Here is a 19925-nt window from a genome sequence, read left to right as displayed (position 1 = left end):
CGCTCGTCCGCCACCAGCACGTTGGTGACCAGCACCTGCGCGGGGGCCGCGTCCTTCACACCCGGCCGCTCCAGCGCCTCCAGCGCCGGCGCCGGTCCTCGGAAGCCTGCCCATGGTCCGCGTAGCGCAGCGCGTGCGCCCAGGCCGTCAGCGCCCAGGCCCGGCTGCTGCTCTCGTCCATGTCCCGCGCCTTCTCGAGCTGCGCCAGCGCGGCATCCAGCGAGGCCCCCGTGTCCTGGATGATGAGGTCCTCGGCCCGGGCCAGCGTCTCGCTCAGCGTCTGTCCGCCCTGGCGCGCGCGGATGTTGACGAAGCTGAAGACGACGATGGCCAGCACCACCACGCCGACCACGGCCCCAGCGACCTTCACGCCATGCCGGGCGATGAACGACGTCTTCGCCGCCTCACGCGCCAGCTTCGCCCGCAGCTCCTTCTCGTACTCGGCGGTGAGCGCTTCGGTGTCCGGCTTGCGCGCATGGGCCTTCGCGGCGGTGGCCGCGGGTGCGGGCGCCGCGTCCGGGATGTCCTCCAGCAAGGAGCGCTTGCCCCCAGAGCCTCGCGGCGTCGCGGGCGTGCTCGCCACGACGGGCCTCGGCTCCGCCGGCGAGGGAGGAGGAAGGTCGCCCAGGAGCCCCCCGCGCCAGAGTCACCGGCGTCCTCGGCCGGAGCGGCCCCGGCCTGCGGTTCATCCCCGTCACCGCTCGCCTCGGGCTCCGAGGCCGCGGCAGGCGCCTCCGCGACGGACACCTGCTGCGTCGGCGGGTCCGCGACGGCGCCGGAGTCCTGCTCGGCGTCAGCGCGCTGCGCGAGCGCGGAGTCCTCCGAGGGCGCTTGGGCCTCGGAAGCCGCTTCATCCGCGCCACGCGGAGGGGCATCGTCGTCCCCCAGCCCCAGGTCCAGGCTCGGAAGCTCCGCGCCCAGGAGGGACGACACCGGCACTGGCCGGTTCAACAGGCCCAGCGAGGCGCTCGCGTCACTCCCCCGTCAGCCCCGTCTCGCGGCGCCGCGTCACCTGAAAGGACGGCCGCTCCGCCCTGCTCCGCCGCGCCAACGTCCGAGCCCGCCTGAGCACTCCCTTCCGCGTCCGCGTCCGCGTTCGTGCGCCCCTGCCCCGCGTCCTTCGCGGAGGCTTCGGATGCCACATCCGCGCGAGCCGCCACCGGGGCGTCTCCCGCCGGCGCCGCACCGGCGCTCGCGGGCTTCAGCTTCGCCGCGTCACCCAGCGCGGCGGCGCGCAGCCGGGCAGCGGCCATGGGCGCCACCGTGGGGCTCGAAGCCTCGTCCTTCGACGCCTCCTCCGAAGACGCGTCCTCATCCGACGAGGGCTTCTCCAGCCCCATCAGGTTCGCGAACACAGGAGCCGGGCCACCCGCGAACGCCTGCTCCGTCTGCTCCAGCCACTGCTTCACGCGGCCATCGTTCGGCTGCAGCGCCAGGGCCTTGCGAAGAATGGGAAGCGCGGACCGGTACAACCGGTGCTGGAGCAGCACCTCGCCAATCAGGTTGTAGGCGTAGGGGTTGTCCTTTTCGATGGAGATGGCCTGCTCGAACTGGTCCATCGCCTCCGCGGGCCGGCCCTGCTGGATGAGGGCCTTGCCCCACAGCACGCGCCCGACGACGGATGCTGGGTGGTGGGAAATGCCTTGCCCGCAGACCTCGATGGCACGCGCGGCGTCCCCCTTTTCCAGCAGGGCCTTGGCGAGTTCGACGAAAACGGAAGAGGTGGGGTCCTGCCGGAGGAGCTGCTCGTAACGCTCCACCATCGACTTGGCCATTGCGCTCGCGACTCCGGTGCTCGGGCGGGGAGCCGGACCATACCACCGCTCCCTCGTCGGAGGCTGCTGCCGGGTGGTACCCTCCTCATCGTGAATCGCCTGCCTGCCCTGCTCCTCGCGCTCGTCCTCGGGGCGTGCGCAACCACGTCCAAGAAATCCAATCTGGAAGCACTCAAGCCCACCGTGGAGCGCTTCCACCAGGCCCTCCGGTGGAAGGACTTCCGGAGCGCTTCCCACATCCTCGTCCCCGAGCGGCGCAAGGACTTCCAGAAGGCGCGCCTGGCGCTCAACGACGACAAGGACCTGTCCATCACCGACTACGAAATCGAGGACGTGAAGCTGTCCGACGACGGGCACCGGGCCACGGTGCAGAGCCGCATCCAGTGGATGCGCCTGCCCTCGGCCTCCGAGCGCACCGCCGTCGTCACCTCGGAGTTCGTCTTCCGGGACGGGGCGTGGCTCCTGGAGAGCCAGGACGACGGCCCCTTCGAGGGTGAGCTGCCGAGCCCGAGCACCCGCCCCGAGCAGCCCCCATCCCCCTGAAAAGAAACCGCCCACCGTCTCGGGGCCGGCCGAGGCGGTGGGCGTCGGGAGCTCCCCTATGGAGCGCCCTACAAGAAACCGCCCACCGTCCCGGGGCCGGCCGAGACGGAGGGCGTCGGGAACTCCCCCATGGAGTGCCCTACAGTTTGACGGGGCGACACCGTTGCCGGGCCCATGTCGCCGCGCCGTGACGGGCAGCCACTAGAGCAACGGGAATGCCAAGCACCGCGCCTGGAGCGCGGCGCTGGCGAATGGCTGGAGATTCAAGGGGTTGCACCGACTGGCCGCCTGACGCCGCCCTGCCCCCGAGGTAGGCCTCTGACATGTCTGTCAGGGGCCCCCGGCCGGACGTCGCGCCGGGCCTGACAACAGTGTCAGGGGGCCTCGGACTTTCCAGCAGCTAGTCGCCCTGGACGGAGCGGATGGTGTCGCGCATGGAGTGGCGCGGCTTCCAGGCCACGTCCTTCACCCAGCGGCTGCCGTCCACCGCGCAGAGGAACTGGATGTGGTCCAACTCCGGCGGCGGGAAGTTGGCCAGCCGGTACTTGAAGAGCATGCCCAGCAGCGGGCGGGCCACGGGGTGCGGCACGGGGATGGGGGTATTGCCCAGCTCGCGCATCACCGCGGACAGGGGCACCTCGCCGGGGCCCACGACGTTGTAGACGCCCTTGGGCTCGGGGCGGAGCGCCTCCACCATGGCGCGCGCGACGTCCTCCACATGGATGAGCTGCACCATGGGGTCGAAGCCCGCCATCATCCAGGGCCGGCGCATGCGCAGGTAGTTGGACGGCGCGTTCTTGATGGTGGGCCCGACGATGTGGACGGGCCGGAGGATGACCGTCTCGATGTGCGGGTGCTTCCAGAAGAAGCTGTGCGCCAGCATGTCCACTTCGATGAGGTCCCGCACGCCGGAGAAGCGGCTGGCGGCCATGAGCGGCGCGTCTTCCGTGAGGAAGTTGGAGTTGTCCGGGCTGGGCCCGTAGACGTTGGCCGAGGACAGGACGACGACCTTCTTCACGCCGTACTTCGCGCAGTACTCCAACAGGCGCGTGGTGCCCACGACGTTGAAGGAGTGGTGCTCCTCCTCGCTCATCCGGGGGTCATGCATGATGCCCATGTGGATGACGGCGCGGATTTCGTTCTTCCGGAAGACGTCCTCCGCCTTCTTCTTGCGGAGGTCGAGCTCGTACATCTCGACGTCCTTCGGCCGTCCCGCGAAGGGCCGCCGGTCGATGCCGATGATGCGCTCGTGCTTGTGCAGCAGCTTCGCGAGGGTGCGGCCGAGGTTGCCGCTGATGCCCGTGACGACGACGGCCGGTTTCATGGAACTCCCCTCTTTAGCACCGCCGCGCCGGGCGCTCACCAGAACACGCCCTGACGCTCCTTGAGGCCCTGGTGGAGCATGGATTGGATGGACGCCTTCACGGTGCGGACCTTCTTGTCCAGCTCACTGTCCTCGTCGTCCGGGCGCCCGGAGAAGTGCAGCGGCTCCCCGAAGTAGATGCGGTACTTCGTGGGCAGGGGAATGGGCAGGCCCGTGGGGGTGATGGGAAAGGACGGGAAGCCCAACAGCTTCGCCACCGGCTTCAGGTCCATCAGCGCCGGGGCCTGCTCCTCCGCGCCAATGACGGCCACGGGGACGATGGGCGTATTCGTCTCCAGCGCCAGGCGCATGAAGCCCAGGCCGAACTCCTGGAGCTGGTAACGCTGGGGCCACAGCTTGTTGATGCCGCGCGTGCCCTCGGGGAAGACGAGGATGGCCTCCTCCGACTCCAGCAGCCGCCGGCAGTTCTCCGGCGTGCCAACAATCTGCCCCACGCGGGCCATGAAGGTGGACACGTACGGGAGCGACGACACCCACTTCTCCACCATGCTGCGGATGACGCGGGGCGGGCTGGCCTCCAGCATCATCGCCACGCCAATCATGGCGCCGTCCATGGGCAGCTGGCCGGAGTGGTTGGACACCAGCAGCACCCGGCCGGCGGGCACGTTCTCGATGCCAAATGTCTCCACGCGGAAGTAGTTCCGGTAGAGCCACAGGAGCGGGGCCACCGCGGACAGGCTGTAGTCCAAATCGAAGCCGAACGGGTCCACCCCGTACTCGTTGCCCGGGCGCGACAGGCCATGGAGCCGCTGCTTCTGTTCGGTGTTGGCCAGCCGGTCCGTCCACTCGCGCAGGCCCTTCTTCACTCGGTCGGTGACGTTCTCCAGCATGGGGGGCTCTTTACACCACCGGCCCCGCCGCCGGGAGGGTCCGTCGGCGGAAGCCCTCGCCCTGGCGGAGCAAGCGTGCCCCGCGGACACCCAGGCACGGCGGGGACGTACGCTGGCGGACAGGTGCCCCTCGTGGGAATGCCTTACACCGAGGCCGACAGCCGCCCGGCGACGTCGCGCAGCGTGAGGACCTCACGCTCCGACTTCAGCCAGCCGAAGACCTCGCGCAGGCGCGCCATCTTCTGGGTGGCGCTGACGCGCAAATCCCGCTGCTGCCGCACCAGCTCCGGAGGAATCCCGTCCGACGCGTCCAGCACGTCCACGCCGTGCAGCTCGAAGTTGAAGAAGGTGTCCCGCCGGCACGTGCGCCACAGCGCGTGCAGGGACGCGCGGGGCAGCGTGGTGGCGAAGGTGCCGATGAGGGGGAAGCGCAGCGCGGGCGTCACCGTCATGGGCAGCTCCAGCACCGGGCCCGAGCCCCGCCGGTAGGGCTGCGCCGGGTCGGGCCGGTACGGCACCCGAGGCGCCAGCAACACGCGGGGCGAGTCCAGCACGGAGCGGGACGGACGCCCCAGCACCGACAGGGCCCCCATCACCGCCGCCTTCGCGGAGTAATACGGCACGGCGGGGAACGCCGAGGAGCCATAGCGGTAGCCCAGCGCCGCGGTGGCCGCGTACAGGTCCGCGTTCAGCGTGTAGCCCGGCGCGCGGAACCCTCCGGCCGCACACCCGTGGCCGCGAGGATGGCGGCGTCCGCGCGCGCCAGGTCCGCGTGGATGGCCTCGGGCCCCCGGCGTGTCAGCGCGTAGTCATGGGCGTGGCTGTGGCTGGCCACCTCGATGCCCGCCTCGTGGGACGCGCGCATGCCCGCCACGGCGACCGGGTCGGACTCCAGGTCCTCACCGATGACGAAGAAGGTCCCCGGGATGCCCAGCCCGTCCAGCAGCTCCCGGAAGCGAGGCACCGCCACCGCGTGCACCAGCGAGCGGGCGCGGGCGTCCAGCAACGACTCCGGCAGGCCGTGGATGCGGCAGTAGTGGGGCAGCGAGTCGAGGTCGACGGAGATGGACGCCAGCCGCACGGTGCGCCCTCCCCGGCTCAGGTCCCGCGGACGCGGATGACGTAGAACAGCTTGCCCACGTTCTTGAGCACGTTGGGCACGCGCTTGAACAGGTGGATGGAGGGCTGGCGCTTCTCGTGGAGCTGGATGGGAATCTCCATCACCCGCAGGCCCTCGCGCCACGCGCGGATGACGAACTCGCTGGCGAACACGTCCATGTCCACCACGCACTTCTGGATGACGGGCAGCAGCGCCTCGCGGCGGAACGCCTTCAGGCCGTGCGTGTCCGTGCCCTGGAAGCCCAGCGCCACCTTCAGCAGCTTGTTGTGCACCCGCGTGGCCGCGCGGCGAATCAGCGGGCGCTGGTCACTGGCGCCCTTGGCCGCCTTGGAGCCCACCACCATGTCCGCCTCGCCCCGCTCCAGCCGCGGCAGCGCCGCGTCGTAGAAGGTCAGGTCGCACAGGTCGATTTCATCACAGATGACGTAGGTGCCCCGGGCCTTGAGGATGCCGGCCTTGAGCGCCACGCCGTAGTTGGGCGTCTCCGAGTGGAACCAGCGCAGGCGCGGGTTGTTCGCACACAGCCCTTCGAGGATGGCCGGCGTGGCGTCGCGCGAGCCGTTCTCCGCGAAGATGATTTCGTAGTCGAGCCCGCGCGCGTCCAGCCCCTGGCGCAACTCCTCCGCCGCCGAGGCGATGATGGACTCCTCGTTGTAGACAGGGATGACGACGGTGAGGTGCGGGGCCATGAACTCGAACAGGGATGGCTAACACGCCCCAAGCCACCCGTCGACACAATGCGACGGGTGGGCGAAGGGGATGTCAACCGTTGAGTATCCTCGCGCACGCGCGCCCGGCGAGGATGGCGTCTTCCATGGAGGAGTACTCCCACTGCCCATAGCGGCCGGCAATCTGGATTCCGGCATGCTCCAGGAAGCGCAGAATCTCCGACTTCGCCGGCCCGTAGGCGTCGTCATAGAGCACGTAGGCGTGGGGAATCTCGCGCGCCTGGGCGAAAAGCACGTCGTCCGCGGCGTGAATCATCTGCGAGCGCACCAGGTCCTCCACCGCGTACTTCTCCGCTGAGGCCAGGGACAGCTCGCCGTGGTGGCTGTACTCCACGTAGAAGGTGGACGTGTCCGGCGGCGCCAGCGGCGCGTACACCGCGGAGGGCGAGCCGATGCGGTACGTGTGGAACTCCGGCTCCGGCAGGTAGATCCAATGCCAGGGCTGGCGGTTGGCCCCCTTGGCGCCCACGGCCACGTAGGTGACGGTGGTGGCGCGCAGCTGCTTCGCCGCGTCCTGCACCGTGTCGGGCACGCCGGCCTCGCCCTTGGCGAGCAGCTTCACCAACCCGGGCAGGGAGATGCTGGACACCAGCCCCGCATAGGGCTGCACGCTCCCGTCGGACAGCGTCACCTTCCGGGCCTTCCAGTCAATGGCGGTGGGCTCGGTGTGGGTGCTGAGCTGGCCGCCCTTCAGGTGGCTCAGCATGGCGCGGGCGAGGCTCTCGATGCCGCCCTCACGCGGGTACAGGAACGACGCGTTGTAGCCCACCGCGTCGCTGCCAGCGCCCAGCGCGCCGTCCACCACTTCCTTGAGGTTGGGACGGGGCACGAAGCGGCCCACCCAGGCGGCGGACAGCTCACGCGGGTGCACCGTCCATAGCTTCTGGTTGTAGGGCACCATGAAGTTCTTCGCGAAGCCCTCGCCCATGTAGCGGAGGATGAACTCCTCGAAGTTGCGCGGCTCGCGCTCGCGCAGCTCGCGGCCCTTCTCACCGTAGACGGCCTCCACGTAGCCGGTGAGGTTCTCCGCCACCACCTCCGGCGGCAGACCGTGGGTGTTCACCTGGTACGGGAAGCGGGTGAACACCCCGCGCGTGAAGATGCCGGCCTTGCGCTGGATGCGGACCATCTGCTCCGGCAGCCACAGCGTGTTCACCAGGGCCTGGATTTCCGGGTCGCGCAGGTGGAGCCAGTGACCGGTGGGGTCAAAATAACACCCCTGGATGACCTCGGTCTTGATGAGGCCGCCGACACGGTCGGACTTCTCGATGAGGCGCCAGGGCTTGTTCAGGAAGTGGGCGGTGGAGAGGCCCGCGAGGCCCGCGCCCAGGATGACAATGGGTTCCATTGAGGGGCGGGTCTACCACCTTCCACTCCGGGAGCGGCGAATCGAACGTGGCGTGCTGACCGGTGGAAGGCAGGGGCCCTCGCCCGCTTGCCCAGGAGGGTGCGCTTCAACCTACTCGTGCGCGTTCTTTCCGGGCTGGAAACGCCTCTGGTAGCCTGCGCGCACCGCGAAGGCGCTCGGTCCCCCTCTCGCGAGCTCGGAATCCCATGAAAGTCTCCTGCCCGTCTTGCCAGACGAACTACAACATCGATGACAAGCGGATCCCGCCGGGCGGCGCGAAGCTCAAGTGCGCCCGGTGCCAGACCACCTTCCCCATCAAGCTCGATGCAGTGAGCGCGCCCGCGGCGCCTGCTCCCGCCGAGCCCGCCATTCCGCTGCCGGGTGCCGCGTCCGCCGCGACTCAGGCCGCCGCCATCCCGCTGCCCGGCGCCGCGTCCGCGCAAGCCGCCGCCATTCCGCTCCCGGGCGCCGCGTCCGCGCCGTCCGCTGCCATTCCGTTGCCCGGCGCCGCGACCACGCAGCCCGCAGCCATTCCGCTCCCTGGCGCCCCCGCGTCCACGGGCGCCATCCCGCTGCCGGGCGCCGCGCCGGCCCACGCCGCCGCGATTCCGCTCCCCGGCGCTCCCGCGTCCACGGGCGCCATCCCGCTGCCGGGCGCCGCGCCGGCCCACGCCGCCGCGATTCCGCTCCCCGGCGCTCCCGCGTCCACGGGCGCCATCCCGCTGCCGGGTGCCGCGCCGGCCCACGCCGCCGCCATTCCGTTGCCGGCGCCGCGCCCGCGGGAGCCATTCCGCTGCCGGGCGCCCCCGAGGCGTTCAGCGCCGCGCCTCAGCCCGCCGCCATTCCCCTGCCCGGCGCGGCCGCGCCTCAGCCCGCCGCCATTCCCTTGCCGGGAGGCGCCCCGGAGGCCGACCCGTTCGCCTTCGACATGGGCGAGCCCGCACAGGCCGCCGCCATCCCGTTGCCGGGAGGCGTCCCGGAAGCAGACCCGTTCGCCTTCGACATGGGCGAGCCCGCACAGGCCGCCAGCGTCCCGCTACCGGGAAGCGCTCCCGAAGCCGACCCGTTCGGCTTCGACATGAGCGAGCCCGCCCAGGCCGCCATGCCCCTCCCGGACGCCGCGCCCGAGGAGGACGCCTTCGCCTTCGACATGAGCTCGCCCGCGGAGGCCGCCGCGGCCATGCCGCAGGCAGATGGCCCGTCCGGCATGGACGCGTTCGGCGACGACTTTGGCGAGCCGGCCCGGGACACCCGCGAGGTGACGCGCGTCGTCTCCATTCCGCTGCCGAGCGACGCCTACCGCGAGCCACCCTCCGCTCCGGCGTCGGGCTACGGCGTGAATGAACCCGCGGGAACGGCGCGCGACTTCGACTTCGAAACCGTCGAAGCCCCCGTCGAGGACACCGCACAGGGCTACGGGGTGAATGCGCCCGCGGGCACCGCCAGGGACTTCGATTTCGCCGAGGACGCCCTGCCCGTTCCCGTCGAGGCTCCGCCCTCCGAGGACGCGTTCGCCTTCGACATGGGCGAGCCCGCCCAGGCCCAGCCGCCCCAGGAAGACCCCTTCGCCCTGCCGCCCCCTGATGCCTACGCACAGCCGGCCGCCCCGGTGGACGACCCGTTCGCCCTGCCGCCGCCGGACATGGCGCCCCAGACGGACGCCTTCGCGCCGGACGCGTACGCGATGCCGTCCGCGCCCGAGGCCTCGCCCTACGCGATGCCTCCGCCCGCCGCGGGAGCGCCGTCCTTCGACTTCGCCGAACTGCCCGTCCCCGCGAACGCCGATCCGTTCGCGCTGCCGCCCCCGGGAGCGGACTTCTCCGACCTGCCCGCGCCCGCCGCGCCCCAGGCCCTGGAGTTCGCGGACCTGCCGGCCCCCGCCGCACCGGACCTGTCGTTCGACTTCAACGAGCCGCCCGCGCCCGGTGCGGACCCGTTCGCCGTCGACTTCAGCGCCCCACCGGCCCCCGCCCCCGCGGCGGATCCGTTCGCCGCCGATTTCGGCTCCGCGCCAGCGCCGGGTGCGGACCCGTTCGCCATCGACTTCTCGGAGCCCCCGGCCCCCGCGCCAGCCGTCGCCGTCAACCCCGCCGTGGACTTCGGTGACGTGGACTTCGGCGCACCTTCCTCGCCCGGCATCCCGGACTCGCTCGAGTTCGACCCCACCGCCCGGCCGGATGACGACCTGGAAGCGGACCTCTCCGACCCACTGCCACCGCCGCCCAACGCGGGCCCCGCAGACGGCCTGGAGATGCTGTCCTTCATCGACGACGCCGCGGGCAAGGACGGCGGCGCCCAGGCGGGCGCCAAGGTGCGCCGTTTCCACGTCCGCCGGCGCTCGGGCAAGGTGTTCGGCCCGTTCGACGAGGGCGTCATCGTCAAGATGCTCGAGGACGGGCAGCTCCTCGGGAACGAGGATGTGTCGCTGGACTCGGAGACCTGGTCCGCCATCGGCACGGTGCCCACCTTCGCCGCCGCCATCCAGCGGCTCATGGAAGGCCCCGCCAAGCTGGTGACGCCCACCGCGGCGCCCGCTGCGGCCGTCGTCGACGCTCCCCGCGTGGACGGCGCCAGCCCGCAGGCCAACATGAAGCGGCTGGAGCAGCTCTATGAAGGCCGCATGGCCGCGGTGTCCGTGGTGGACCGCAGCGGCAACACGGAGAAGTGGAAGAAGCGCGTCCCGCTGATGATTGCCGCGGGCGTCGCCGTGGTGGTGGCGGGCATCGGCGCGGGCACGGAGTTCGGCACGCGCTACGGCGCCTTCGGCCGCCGCGCCCTCTTCCCCCCCCGCATCTCCGACGGCTCTGCCGAGGCGAAGCAGGTGGCGGACGCGAAGCAGGCGCTGCTCACGGACACCTTCGCCAGCTACAAGCAGGCCCGCGAGCTCAGCGCCAAGGTGCTCGCGCAGAAGGAGTACCCGGAGGTGCGCTCGCTGTGGTGCCAGTCCGTCTACTACCTCCAGCGCCGCTACGCCGCGGGCAATCCGAACGAGCTGAGCCGCTGCCGTCAGGACCTGGCGGACATCGAGTTCCTGGGAGAGAAGGACGTGGACGTCATCAAGGCGTCCGCGGCGATCGCGCTCACCTCCCGGCAGGCGGACTCGGTCATCCCCACCCTGAGCGGCGCCTACGGCCGCGAGGACACCCAGGGCGACCTGGAGCTGGCCTTCCTGCTGGCCGAGGCCTACTCGCAGAAGCGCGACGAGAAGCGCGCCCTGGACACGCTGAACAAGGTCCTGGCGAAGAACCCGAAGTCCGCCAAGGCCCACCACGCCGTGGGCAACCTGCACCAGGCCGCCGACCGCGCCGACGAAGCCGCCGCCGCCTATGCCGCGGCCCTGGAAGCGGACCCGAAGCACGTGGCCTCCGCGGTGGAGCTGGCCGCGGTGGAGCTGCTGGTCCGCAAGGACGTGGCGAAGGGCACGGAGGCCGTTGAGCGGGCGCTGGCCGAGGACGTCCAGTCCGCGCTGGGCCCCGCGGAGCTGGCGCGCGCCCGCGGCCTCAAGGGCGTGGCGATGTTCCAGAAGCACCAGCCGAAGGAGGCCGAGGCCGAGCTCAAGGCCGCCCTGGAAATGGACGCGAAGTCCACCTTCCTCCGGGGGCAGCTGGCGCGGGTGCTGCGCGCCCAGCGCAACTTCGAGGGCGCCCTGCCCATCTACAAGGCGCTGGCGACCGAGGAGCCCAACAACCTGGAGTTCGCGGACGGCCACATCACCGCGCTGGTGATGACCGGGAAGATGCAGGACGCGCTGGAGGCCGTGAAGAAGGCCAACGGCGTGTTCCCCAACGAGGCGCGCATCGCCTACCTCTACGGACGCATCGAGGACGCGCTCGACAACCTCTCCGACGCGGAGGGCCACTACAAGCGCGCCATCGCCGCGGACGACAACCTGGTGGAGGCCCGCCTCTACCTGGGCCGCTTCTACCTGGCCCAGCGCCGCAACGCGGAGGCGCGGCCTCAGCTCGAGGAGGCGGCGAAGAAGGCACCGGAGAACGCCGGCGTGCGCGCGGGCCTCGGCGAGCTGGCCCTGGCGGAGAACAACACGCTGCTGGCCCAGCAGGAATTCGAGCGCTCCGTGAAGCTCGACCCCATCCTGGCGGACGCCCACCTGGGCCTGTCCCGCGTCGCCCTGCTGACGGACGACCTGGAGACGGCGAAGGTGGAGGCCAACCGCGCCCTGGAGCTGGACCCGCACCTGCTGAAGGACGGTCGGCTGCAGCGCGGGCTCGTGCTGTGGCGCCTGGGGCAGTTGGAAGAGGCCGTGGCGGAGCTGGAGAAGGCCAAGACGGAGGACCCGCGCTCCACCACCATCCCGATTACGCTGGGCGCCGTGCTGCTGGAGCGGGGCGATTTGCCGGGCGCGGAGAGCAACCTGGGCCTCGCGCTGAGCAACGAGCCCTCCAACCACGAGGCGCTCTATTACCTGGCGCTGGTGAAGGCGAAGCGGCTGGAGTTCACCCAGGCGCTGGACAACATGCGCAAGGCCGTGGAGCGGGCCCCCAACCGCCCCGACTACCACTACGCCTACGGCGTCATCCTGCGGGACGCGAAGAACCTGCCGGACGCCATGAGCGCGTGGCGCAAGACGGTGGAGCTGGAGGGCGCCCACGCGGACGCCCACGAAGCGCTCGGCCATGCGCTGCTGGAGGGCAGCCAGTTCGACGAGGCCATCACCTCGTTCGAGGCCAGCCTCAAGGCCGACCCCCGCCGCACGCGGGTGCTGGGCTCCATGGGTGATGCGTACTTCGCCGCCGCGCGCTGGAACGACGCCATCAAGCGGTACCAGTCAGCCCTGAAGGCGGACCCCACGCTCACCTACGTCTATTACAAGGTGGCCCGCGCCTTCACCGAGCAGGCCCAGCACGCCAAGGCCATCGACTGGTACCGCAAGGCCACCAGCCTCGATTCGGAGAACCCCATGGCCTACTACTACCTGGGCTTCGCCTATAAGGAGCGCAACAAGCGCCGGGAGGCCGTGCAGGCCTTCAAGGACTACCTGTCCCGCAAGCCGGACGCGACCGACAAGAAGGACATCGAGGACGAAATCTACGACCTGCAGAACTGAGGTCGTCGTCCGCCGGACGTCTCCGCGCCCGGCGCCTCCCCTCCCCCACCGAGTCAGGGCGGAGGGGGGTGCGGCGTCCGGCCTTGAGCACCCCAGACGTGAGGAACCTTGCTGGCCTCACCGGGGGTGACTACAAGGCGTGCTCCATGCTGGACCTCCGGAACGTTGCGCAGAACTTCGATGCGGTGGTCGCCCGGCTCAAGACGCGGGGCGGCAACCTGGATTTGGGCCCCTTCCAGCGGCTCTTCGCCGAGCGCCGCGAGCTGTATGTCTCCGTGGAGTCGCTGGCCGCGCGTCGCAACGCCGCCAACGAGGAGATGAAGCGCAAGGCGAAGGAGGACCCCAAGGCGCTCGACGCCCTCCGCGGTGACCTCCGCGCCGTCTCCCAGGAAATCAAGGAGAAGGAAGCGCGCCTCAAGGACGTGGAGGAGGAGCTCAACCGCATCCTCCTGCTCATCCCCAACGTGCCCCATGAGTCCGTCCCCGAGGGCGGCGGCGCCGAGGACAACGTCCAGGTGAGCATCTGGGGGCAGAAGCCCGACCTGCTCTTCGCCCCCAAGCAGCACTTCGAGCTGGGTGAGAAGCTGGGCATGCTCGACTTCGAGCGCGCCGCCAAGGTGTCTGGCAGCCGCTTCACCTTCTACAAGGGCGCGCTGGCCCGGCTGGAGCGGGCGCTCGTCACCTTCATGATCGACGTGCACACCAGCAAGGGCTACACGGAGCTGCTCCCGCCCTACCTGGTGCTGCGCGAGACGATGATGGGCACCGGTCAGCTCCCCAAGTTCGAGGACGACGCCTTCAAGACGCTGGGCGAGCCGGAGCGCTTCCTCATCCCCACCGCGGAAGTGCCCGTCACCAACTACCACGCGGACGAAATCCTCGAGGGCGAGTCCCTGCCCATCCGCTACTGCGCCTTCAGCCCCAGCTTCCGGGCCGAGGCGGGCGCCGCCGGCAAGGACACCCGCGGCCTCATCCGTCAGCACCAGTTCCACAAGGTGGAGCTGGTGAAGTTCGCCCAGCAGGAGAAGAGCCTGGACGAACTCGAGGCCATGACGGACGACGCCTGCGACATCCTCCGCCGCCTGGGCCTCCACCACCGCGTCATGCTCCTGTGCACCGGAGACATGGGCTTCAGCGCCCGGAAGACGTACGACATCGAGGTCTGGCTCCCCGGACAGAACAGCTACCGGGAGATTTCGTCCTGCTCTGACTGCGGCGACTTCCAGGCCCGCCGGGCGAAGATTCGCTACCGGGCCCAGAGGGGGGACAAGCCCCAGCTCGCCCACACGCTCAACGGCAGCGGCCTGGCGGTAGGCCGGACGACCATCGCCATCCTGGAGAACTACCAGCGCGAGGACGGAAGCGTGGCCATTCCGGAGGCGTTGGTGCCGTACATGGGCGGCTTGAAGGAACTGAAACCGATTTGAGTCTGAATCCGGCTTGCAACGCGCGAAGAATCAGGTAGAAGGGCGGCCCCACGGACGTCGGTCCGCGGGGTGCCAAGTCGGCCCCGGTGGTATGGAGGCGTGGCCGAGCGGTTGAAGGCAGCGGTCTTGAAAACCGCAGAGGGTGCAAGCTCTCCGTAGGTTCGAATCCTACCGCCTCCGAGTTTTTGTTCTTGAATTTGTTGGCTCTTTGACAGAGAAGAGTTGGAGAGATGGCCGAGAGGCTGAAGGCACAGGTTTGCTAAACCTGCATACTCGAAAGGGTATCGAGGGTTCGAATCCCTCTCTCTCCGCCACTTGTTGTTGTAGCAGCGCCGGAAGAAATGCTCCCTTAGCTCAGCTGGATAGAGCGTCGGACTACGAATCCGAAGGCCGGAGGTTCGAATCCTCCAGGGAGCGCCACTTCTTTCGAGCAGTTCTCCATGAGTGACGAAGCTTTCATGCAGCAGGCGCTATCGCTCGCGCGGGAAGCAGCGGAGCTCGGAGAGGTCCCCGTAGGTGCGGTGGCGGTGTTCAACGGTGAAGTCGTTGGCACTGGATTCAATCGCCGCGAAGTGGACCGCAATCCGCTCGCTCACGCAGAGATGTTGGCAATGGATGCCGCAGCCCGGAAGATCGGTGCCTGGCGGCTCTCAGGCGTCACCCTGTATGTGACACTTGAGCCATGTGCCATGTGCGCCGGAGGTCTGGTGCAGTCTCGCGTGACACGACTCGTTTTCGGTGCCTTCGATCCGAAAGCCGGTGCGGTGGGTTCGCTGTACAACTTGGTCGAAGAGCCTCGACACAATCACCGGCTCCAAGTCACGAGTGGTATCCTGGCGGACGAGAGCCGCCTGCTTTTGAAGACGTTTTTCGGGCGCTTGCGTGCGAAGAAACGTGACAATTGAATACTGGAGAGCTGGCCGAGTGGTCGAAGGCACCTGACTCGAAATCAGGCATACCGGCAACGGTATCGTAGGTTCGAATCCTACGCTCTCCGCTCCAGATTTTTGGAGAGGTGGCCGAGCGGTTGAAGGCGCACGCCTGGAACGCGTGTATATCTGAAAGGGTATCGTGGGTTCGAATCCCACCCTCTCCGTTGTTGTTTCTGCAGTACGTGGTTACATTCTTTATGGTCGGGACAACGTGGGGGCGTGAACCCCGCCAGGTCCGGAAGGAAGCAACGGTAGCGTACTTCCGCGTGTGTCCCGGCCGTCCTTTTGAAGAGCCGGTGTCCTGTCAAGGGCACCGGCTCTTCGCCTTTGCGGGCTGGCCGCTCCCCTCCTCTACTCGCGGGAGAGAATCGTCTCGCGGCCCACCTTCCGGACGATTTGGAAGCCGCCGGCCTGGAGCTCGGCGAGCGCGCGGTCCTCGAAGGTGACAGCGCGGTTGAACGTCCTGTCCCGCAGCGCGCGTTGGAACGCGCCGTCGTGGGGCCAGTCACAGGTGAGCCAGGGAATCCGCTTCCCCAGGTAGAAGTAGCCGCCCGAGCCCCACAGTCCCTCATTGACGATGAGCAGCCCCCGCGCATTGCCCCGGGTGGCGGCGACAATCGCGCGGAACTGGTCTGCCCGCAGGTCCCCGGGTGGAAAGAAGACGGCTGCGCTCATGCTTGCGACCAGCGCGAGTCCGGCCAGGCCCCACCGCCCCGTTGGCCGAGCAAGCTGGACGAGGCCCGCCGCTACGGGTGGCGCCGCGGCCAGCACGCCCAACACCAGGCCGGGATAGAGGAAGCGCTCCTCCTTGTGCGCGGTGGCCAGGAGCACGCCGGTGTACACGGCGGCGCACCACAGCGGCAGGGACAGGGCGCGGTGCTGGCGAAGCGCGGCGATTCCCACGGGCACGGCGGCCCAGGCCCAGAGCGGCACGGCGGTGAGCAGCGGCTTCACGTAGAAGCTGGGTGCGTCGGCTCCGAACTGAGCCGCGGCCTTGCCCGAAAAGACGTTGAAGCGCGCATAGGCGAAGAAGGAATGGAACGGCGAGCCCCACGTCGCCCAGTCCAGCGCGCCGAGCGCCACTGCCACGCCCAATCCTCCAGCGCACGTGAAGGCGAGCAGTCGCCACCGCCTCGCTGCCGCCAGCCACACCAGCGCCGCCAGGACGAAGACGGCCGACGGGTAACGGGCCACCACCGCCAGCCCCAGGGCCATGCCGCCCACGAGCCCTGCCCTTGCGAGCCGCTCTCTCCGGTCCAGCGCCTCCACGGCGACGATGAGCAGCGAGGCGGAAATCGACTCGGCCATGGTGCGCCCCGCGAAGACGAGCAGGGGCCCATAGAGCCCCACGAGCAACGTCGACAGCAGGCCACCCGCGGCCCCGGCTCGGCGCTGGGCGAAGCGGTACGCGGCCCAGAGACTCCAGGCGTGCAAGGCCACCTGCGGAATGGCCACCACGACGCGGTAGGCCCTCGGGTGGGTGATGCCCAGCAGGTCCGCCAGCTTGAGGAAGCCCGCCAGAACGCCGGGCACGGCCCAGTTGCGGAGGCCCTCACGCCACTCCCAGGCCAGGACACCGTAGCCGTGGACGCGCCACCAGGCGGGCTCCAGCGACTGGTACACCTCATCCGGGTGGATGCGGCCCAACTGCACCACCGCGATGAGGCCAGGCAGCAGCGCCACTGCCCCTAGCACCCAGCGCATCCAGTTCCGGACCGGCGCCTCTTGAGACGTGGCCCCGGGCGCTTGGGAGATGGGCTCGGGTGTCGGGATGGAATCAGCGGGCGTGGCAGGGAGGGGGGCGGACACGGGCGCGGCCGACTCTTTCCGCCCGCGTTCCCGGACGCAAGGTGTGAAGCGTTCGTCTGCCCGCCCAGGGTCCGAGCCCGACGGGGAGTGGAATCCCACCTCGTGGGAGGGCAACGACATGGATCATTCACGCCGCCGTGTTTAGATGACGCCCCCCATGAGCTACCTCGTTCTCGCCCGCAAATGGCGCCCACAGAAGTTCGACGACATGACCGGACAGGAGCACGTCGTCCGGACGGTCGCGAACGCCATCAAGATGGACCGGGTCGCGCACGCGTACCTGTTCTGTGGACCTCGTGGCGTGGGCAAGACGACGGCCGCGCGACTGCTCGCCAAGGCGCTCAACTGTGAGAAGGGCCCCACCGCCCAGCCCTGTGGCGAGTGCCGTGCCTGCACGGAGATTGCCGCCGGCACCAGCGTGGACGTCGCGGAAATCGACGGTGCCTCCAACAACGGCGTCGAGAACGTCCGCGAGATTCGCGAGAACGCGAAGTACCTGCCCCAGCGGGACCGGCACAAAATCTACATCATCGACGAGGTCCACATGCTGTCGGGAGCGGCGTTCAACGCGCTGCTCAAGACGCTGGAGGAGCCGCCCGGGCACGTGAAGTTCATCTTCGCGACCACCGAGGCGCACAAGCTCCCGGACACCATCCTGTCGCGGTGCCAGCGCCACAACTTCCGGCGGATTCCGGCGGCGCGGATGCTTCAGCGTCTCCAGGAAATCTGCAAGGCGGAGGGCGCTGGTATCTCCGACCGCTCGCTGTCGCTGGTCGTGCGCCAGTCCGAAGGCGGCATGCGCGATGCGCTGAGTCTCCTGGACCAGGTGCTCGCCTCGTGCGGCGCCAACCCCTCCGACGAGGAAGTGGCCGACGCGCTGGGCGCCATCGACCGGACGTTGGTGCAGGACTTCGCCGATGCGCTCGTCCACAAGGACGCGAAGCGGGTGTTGGAGCGGGTGGAGGAAGTCTTCAACCGCGGCCTGGACTTGAAGCGCCTGGCCGAGGAGCTGGCCTTCCAGCTGCGGCATCTCTTCGTCACCAAGACGCTGGGCAAGGCGCCCGACGAGCTGGCCGAGTCCGAGCAGAAGGCGCTGATGGCGCTGGCTCAGGACGCGGAGGCCGCGCAGCTCACGCGCTTGTTCGACGTGGTGCACGGCTGCATCTGGGACGTGTCGCGTGCGGCCCAGCCTCGGCTGGCCCTGGAGATGGCGCTGCTCAAGGCCATCCAGTTGTCGCCGGGTGGTTCGATTCCCGAGCTGCTTGCCCGCGTGGACAAGCTCGCGGCGGGGATGGGTGAAGGTTCCGCGAAGTCGAACGCTGGAGCGCCGGGAGGTCGCTCCAGTCCCACGAACTTTCGCGCCTGAGACACGACACGACGCTTCCGTGATGCAGGCGGCTGCCCCCGCCCCACGTCCGTGGGAAGCGAGGGGTGCGCCCGTGGCGCAGGCGCCCGTGCGCGCCAGCGAGCCGCCAGCGCCGATGGCGGCCGTGCGCCAGGACGAGCCGCCTCGTTTTGCGCCTCCTGGCGCCATGCGTCCGGCCGAACCGCCGCCGCCCGGGCCCCACATGGACGGCCTGTCACCGGCAGCGAGCCGCCCCCTGTCGTTCCTCAGCAACGGCGGCGGCGCCACCCCGTCCCCTCAGGGCTACCAGGCCACGCAGATGGTCCCCTCCGGCCCGGTGATGGAGGGACTGTCACCTTCCGCCGCGCGCCCGCTCTCATTCCTCCGCAACGGCGGCTCGGCCCAGGCGCCCACGGCCCCAACGCCCCCGCCCTCCGTGCCTCCCGCGGGCGCCACGCCGCTGTCGCGCACCACCGAGCCCGCGCCAACGGTCCGCGTCACCAACATCCGCCGGCCCGAGCCCATCGCGCCGCCGGAACCTCCGCCCTACGCGGAGGAAGAGGACGCGCGCTACTACCCTGAAGAGAACTCCCCTGAAGGCTGTGCCTCCGGCGAGTGCCTCCCCGAAGTCGCCGCCGCGCCGCCGCCTCCCCGCCAGCGCCCGAGCCCGTCATCCACCACGAGCCCGAGCCAGAGCCAGAGCCGCCCCCGTCGGCCCCTGTCACCCGCTCCCGGGACAACCCCAACCTGCCCCTCATCGAGCGTTGGCGGGCCGCCGTGGAGACGGTGAAGGCCTCCCATCCCCGGCAGGGCGCAGCGCTCTCCAACGGGCGCTTGATGTCCATGAAGAACGGCGAAATCGTCCTCGGCTTCCTGCCCGTGGCCGGCTTCCACCGCATGGCCGTCAACTCCACCGCGGGCAAGGCCGCCGTGGACAAGGCCCTGGCCGAGCACTTCGGCCGCCAGGTGAAGCTCACCATCCAGGATGCGTCTCCGGACGACCCCCGGCTGGGCCCCAGCCTGGCCGACCAGGACGCACAGACGCGCGCCGCCCACGAGAAGAACACGGACAGCAAGGTCCGCAGCCACCCCGCCGTCCGGGCGGTGCTCAAGTTCCTGGGAGGCGAAATCGAACACATCCAGGTCTACGAGCCCGAGCGCCCCGGGGCCGTGCCAGCGGACGACACCTCCGACGACAGCGCCTGACAACCGCCTCGCGCAACGGTAGGGTGGCGCCCCATTCCACGCCGGGGCGGGGCCATGTCCGTGGCGCCCGCTCCCATGAGCACCGAGGAAGCATATGCCTGGCGTCGACCTGAACTACTTCATCCGGCAGGCGAACAAGCTGACGGAGAAGATTGAAGAGCGGAAGCAGCAGCTGGCGGAAGAGAGCGTGGAGGCCAAGGCCGGTGACGGCCGGGTCACCGTCGTCGCCAACGGCATCCAGGAGATCCGCAGCATCAAGATCGACAAGGAAGCCATCGACCCCAACGACACGTCGATGCTCGAGGACCTCATCACCGCCGCGGTGAACGCCGCCCTGGCGAGCAGCCGTCAGCACATGCAGCGCGAGCTCGCGAAAATCTCCGGCGGCGTCAAGATCCCCGGCATTACCTGAT

General features: G+C 69.7%; 16 protein-coding genes, 5 tRNA genes, 1 other RNA gene and 2 pseudogenes. 15 read left to right on the top strand and 9 right to left on the bottom strand.

The features are described 5' to 3' along the window. Positions 1–55 precede the first annotated feature (55 nt). Positions 56–583, bottom strand: a complete 528-nt coding sequence (locus tag QEG98_RS10235) for a hypothetical protein (protein ID WP_316566599.1) — start codon at positions 581–583, stop codon at positions 56–58. A gap of 364 nt (positions 584–947) precedes the next feature. After that, entirely contained in the window at positions 948–1775 is an 828-nt protein-coding gene (locus QEG98_RS10230; protein WP_316566598.1) for a tetratricopeptide repeat protein, read from the bottom strand. A 90-nt stretch (positions 1776–1865) separates the two neighbouring features. On the opposite strand from QEG98_RS10230, the gene QEG98_RS10225 reads away from it, so the two are divergent. Then, complete coding sequence (locus QEG98_RS10225; RefSeq protein ID WP_316566597.1) at positions 1866–2318, top strand: hypothetical protein; 453 nt, start codon at positions 1866–1868, stop codon at positions 2316–2318. 400 nt (positions 2319–2718) lie between these two features. Here the strand turns inward: QEG98_RS10225 and QEG98_RS10220 are convergent, their stop codons facing one another. The 5 genes and pseudogenes from QEG98_RS10220 to QEG98_RS10200 all read right to left on the bottom strand — a co-directional run bounded on the left by QEG98_RS10220 (position 2719) and on the right by QEG98_RS10200 (position 7728). Then, positions 2719–3642 carry an SDR family oxidoreductase gene (locus QEG98_RS10220; RefSeq protein WP_011552040.1) on the bottom strand — a complete coding sequence of 308 codons (924 nt, stop codon included), beginning with the start codon at positions 3640–3642 and terminating at the stop codon, positions 2719–2721. Positions 3643–3677: 35 nt separating this feature from the next. Continuing rightward, positions 3678–4532, bottom strand: a complete 855-nt coding sequence (locus tag QEG98_RS10215; protein WP_316566596.1) for a lysophospholipid acyltransferase family protein — start codon at positions 4530–4532, stop codon at positions 3678–3680. Positions 4533–4675: 143 nt separating this feature from the next. Further along, a pseudogene (locus QEG98_RS10210) lies at positions 4676–5613 on the bottom strand (polysaccharide deacetylase family protein). 17 nt (positions 5614–5630) lie between these two features. Further along, complete coding sequence (locus QEG98_RS10205) at positions 5631–6341, bottom strand: glycosyltransferase family 2 protein (protein ID WP_090491915.1); 711 nt, start codon at positions 6339–6341, stop codon at positions 5631–5633. 73 nt (positions 6342–6414) lie between these two features. Continuing rightward, the gene (locus QEG98_RS10200; RefSeq protein ID WP_316566595.1) at positions 6415–7728 is read right to left on the bottom strand and encodes a protoporphyrinogen/coproporphyrinogen oxidase; all 1314 of its coding nucleotides are present in this window, start codon (positions 7726–7728) and stop codon (positions 6415–6417) included. Between the two features lie 206 nt (positions 7729–7934). Between QEG98_RS10200 and QEG98_RS41810 the strand changes: the two are divergent. Continuing rightward, positions 7935–7991, top strand: a pseudogene (locus QEG98_RS41810) (zinc-ribbon domain-containing protein); the annotation flags it as partial. A 137-nt stretch (positions 7992–8128) separates the two neighbouring features. Here the strand turns inward: QEG98_RS41810 and QEG98_RS10195 are convergent. Beyond that, positions 8129–8485 carry a hypothetical protein gene (locus QEG98_RS10195; protein ID WP_316566594.1) on the bottom strand — a complete coding sequence of 119 codons (357 nt, stop codon included), beginning with the start codon at positions 8483–8485 and terminating at the stop codon, positions 8129–8131. A 171-nt stretch (positions 8486–8656) separates the two neighbouring features. Between QEG98_RS10195 and QEG98_RS10190 the strand changes: the two genes are divergently transcribed. From QEG98_RS10190 to ffs, 9 genes are all read left to right on the top strand, one after another. Then, positions 8657–12793 carry a tetratricopeptide repeat protein gene (locus QEG98_RS10190; protein WP_316566593.1) on the top strand — a complete coding sequence of 1379 codons (4137 nt, stop codon included), beginning with the start codon at positions 8657–8659 and terminating at the stop codon, positions 12791–12793. Between the two features lie 146 nt (positions 12794–12939). Then, positions 12940–14220, top strand: a complete 1281-nt coding sequence (gene serS / locus QEG98_RS10185) for a serine--tRNA ligase (RefSeq protein ID WP_316567860.1) — start codon at positions 12940–12942, stop codon at positions 14218–14220. Between the two features lie 93 nt (positions 14221–14313). Next, positions 14314–14400 (top strand) — tRNA-Ser (locus QEG98_RS10180). Between the two features lie 44 nt (positions 14401–14444). Then, positions 14445–14534, top strand: a tRNA-Ser gene (locus QEG98_RS10175). A gap of 29 nt (positions 14535–14563) precedes the next feature. Next, positions 14564–14640: transfer RNA gene (locus QEG98_RS10170), tRNA-Arg, on the top strand. Between the two features lie 20 nt (positions 14641–14660). Next, positions 14661–15125 carry a tRNA adenosine(34) deaminase TadA gene (tadA, locus tag QEG98_RS10165; RefSeq protein ID WP_090491911.1) on the top strand — a complete coding sequence of 155 codons (465 nt, stop codon included), beginning with the start codon at positions 14661–14663 and terminating at the stop codon, positions 15123–15125. 5 nt (positions 15126–15130) lie between these two features. Continuing rightward, positions 15131–15217: transfer RNA gene (locus tag QEG98_RS10160), tRNA-Ser, on the top strand. A gap of 12 nt (positions 15218–15229) precedes the next feature. Beyond that, positions 15230–15316 (top strand) — tRNA-Ser (locus QEG98_RS10155). A gap of 30 nt (positions 15317–15346) precedes the next feature. Further along, positions 15347–15439: signal recognition particle sRNA small type (ffs, locus tag QEG98_RS10150), an RNA gene on the top strand. Between the two features lie 64 nt (positions 15440–15503). Here ffs and QEG98_RS10145 read toward each other — a convergent pair. Next, on the bottom strand, positions 15504–16961 hold the full coding sequence (locus QEG98_RS10145; protein WP_316566592.1) for a glycosyltransferase family 39 protein: 1458 nt from the start codon (positions 16959–16961) through the stop codon (positions 15504–15506). 157 nt (positions 16962–17118) lie between these two features. Between QEG98_RS10145 and dnaX the strand changes: the two genes are divergently transcribed. The 4 genes from dnaX to QEG98_RS10125 all read left to right on the top strand — a co-directional run bounded on the left by dnaX (position 17119) and on the right by QEG98_RS10125 (position 19924). After that, on the top strand, positions 17119–18327 hold the full coding sequence (dnaX, locus tag QEG98_RS10140) for a DNA polymerase III subunit gamma/tau (RefSeq protein ID WP_090491909.1): 1209 nt from the start codon (positions 17119–17121) through the stop codon (positions 18325–18327). Positions 18328–18400: 73 nt separating this feature from the next. After that, positions 18401–19096, top strand: a complete 696-nt coding sequence (locus QEG98_RS10135) for a hypothetical protein (RefSeq protein ID WP_316566591.1) — start codon at positions 18401–18403, stop codon at positions 19094–19096. After that, a complete protein-coding gene (locus tag QEG98_RS10130) occupies positions 19084–19512 on the top strand; it encodes a hypothetical protein (RefSeq protein WP_316566590.1) in 429 nt (142 codons plus the stop codon). Before QEG98_RS10135 ends, QEG98_RS10130 begins: the two co-directional genes overlap by 13 nt. Before the next feature lie 94 nt (positions 19513–19606). Beyond that, a complete protein-coding gene (locus QEG98_RS10125; RefSeq protein WP_011552030.1) occupies positions 19607–19924 on the top strand; it encodes a YbaB/EbfC family nucleoid-associated protein in 318 nt (105 codons plus the stop codon). Position 19925 lies beyond the last annotated feature (1 nt).

This window comes from Myxococcus sp. MxC21-1 (genome assembly GCF_032612255.1).
Taxonomy (GTDB): Bacteria; Myxococcota; Myxococcia; order Myxococcales; family Myxococcaceae; genus Myxococcus; species Myxococcus virescens.
Note: the sequence above shows the minus strand (reverse complement) of the source record. Positions and strands in the feature narration are given on the sequence as shown.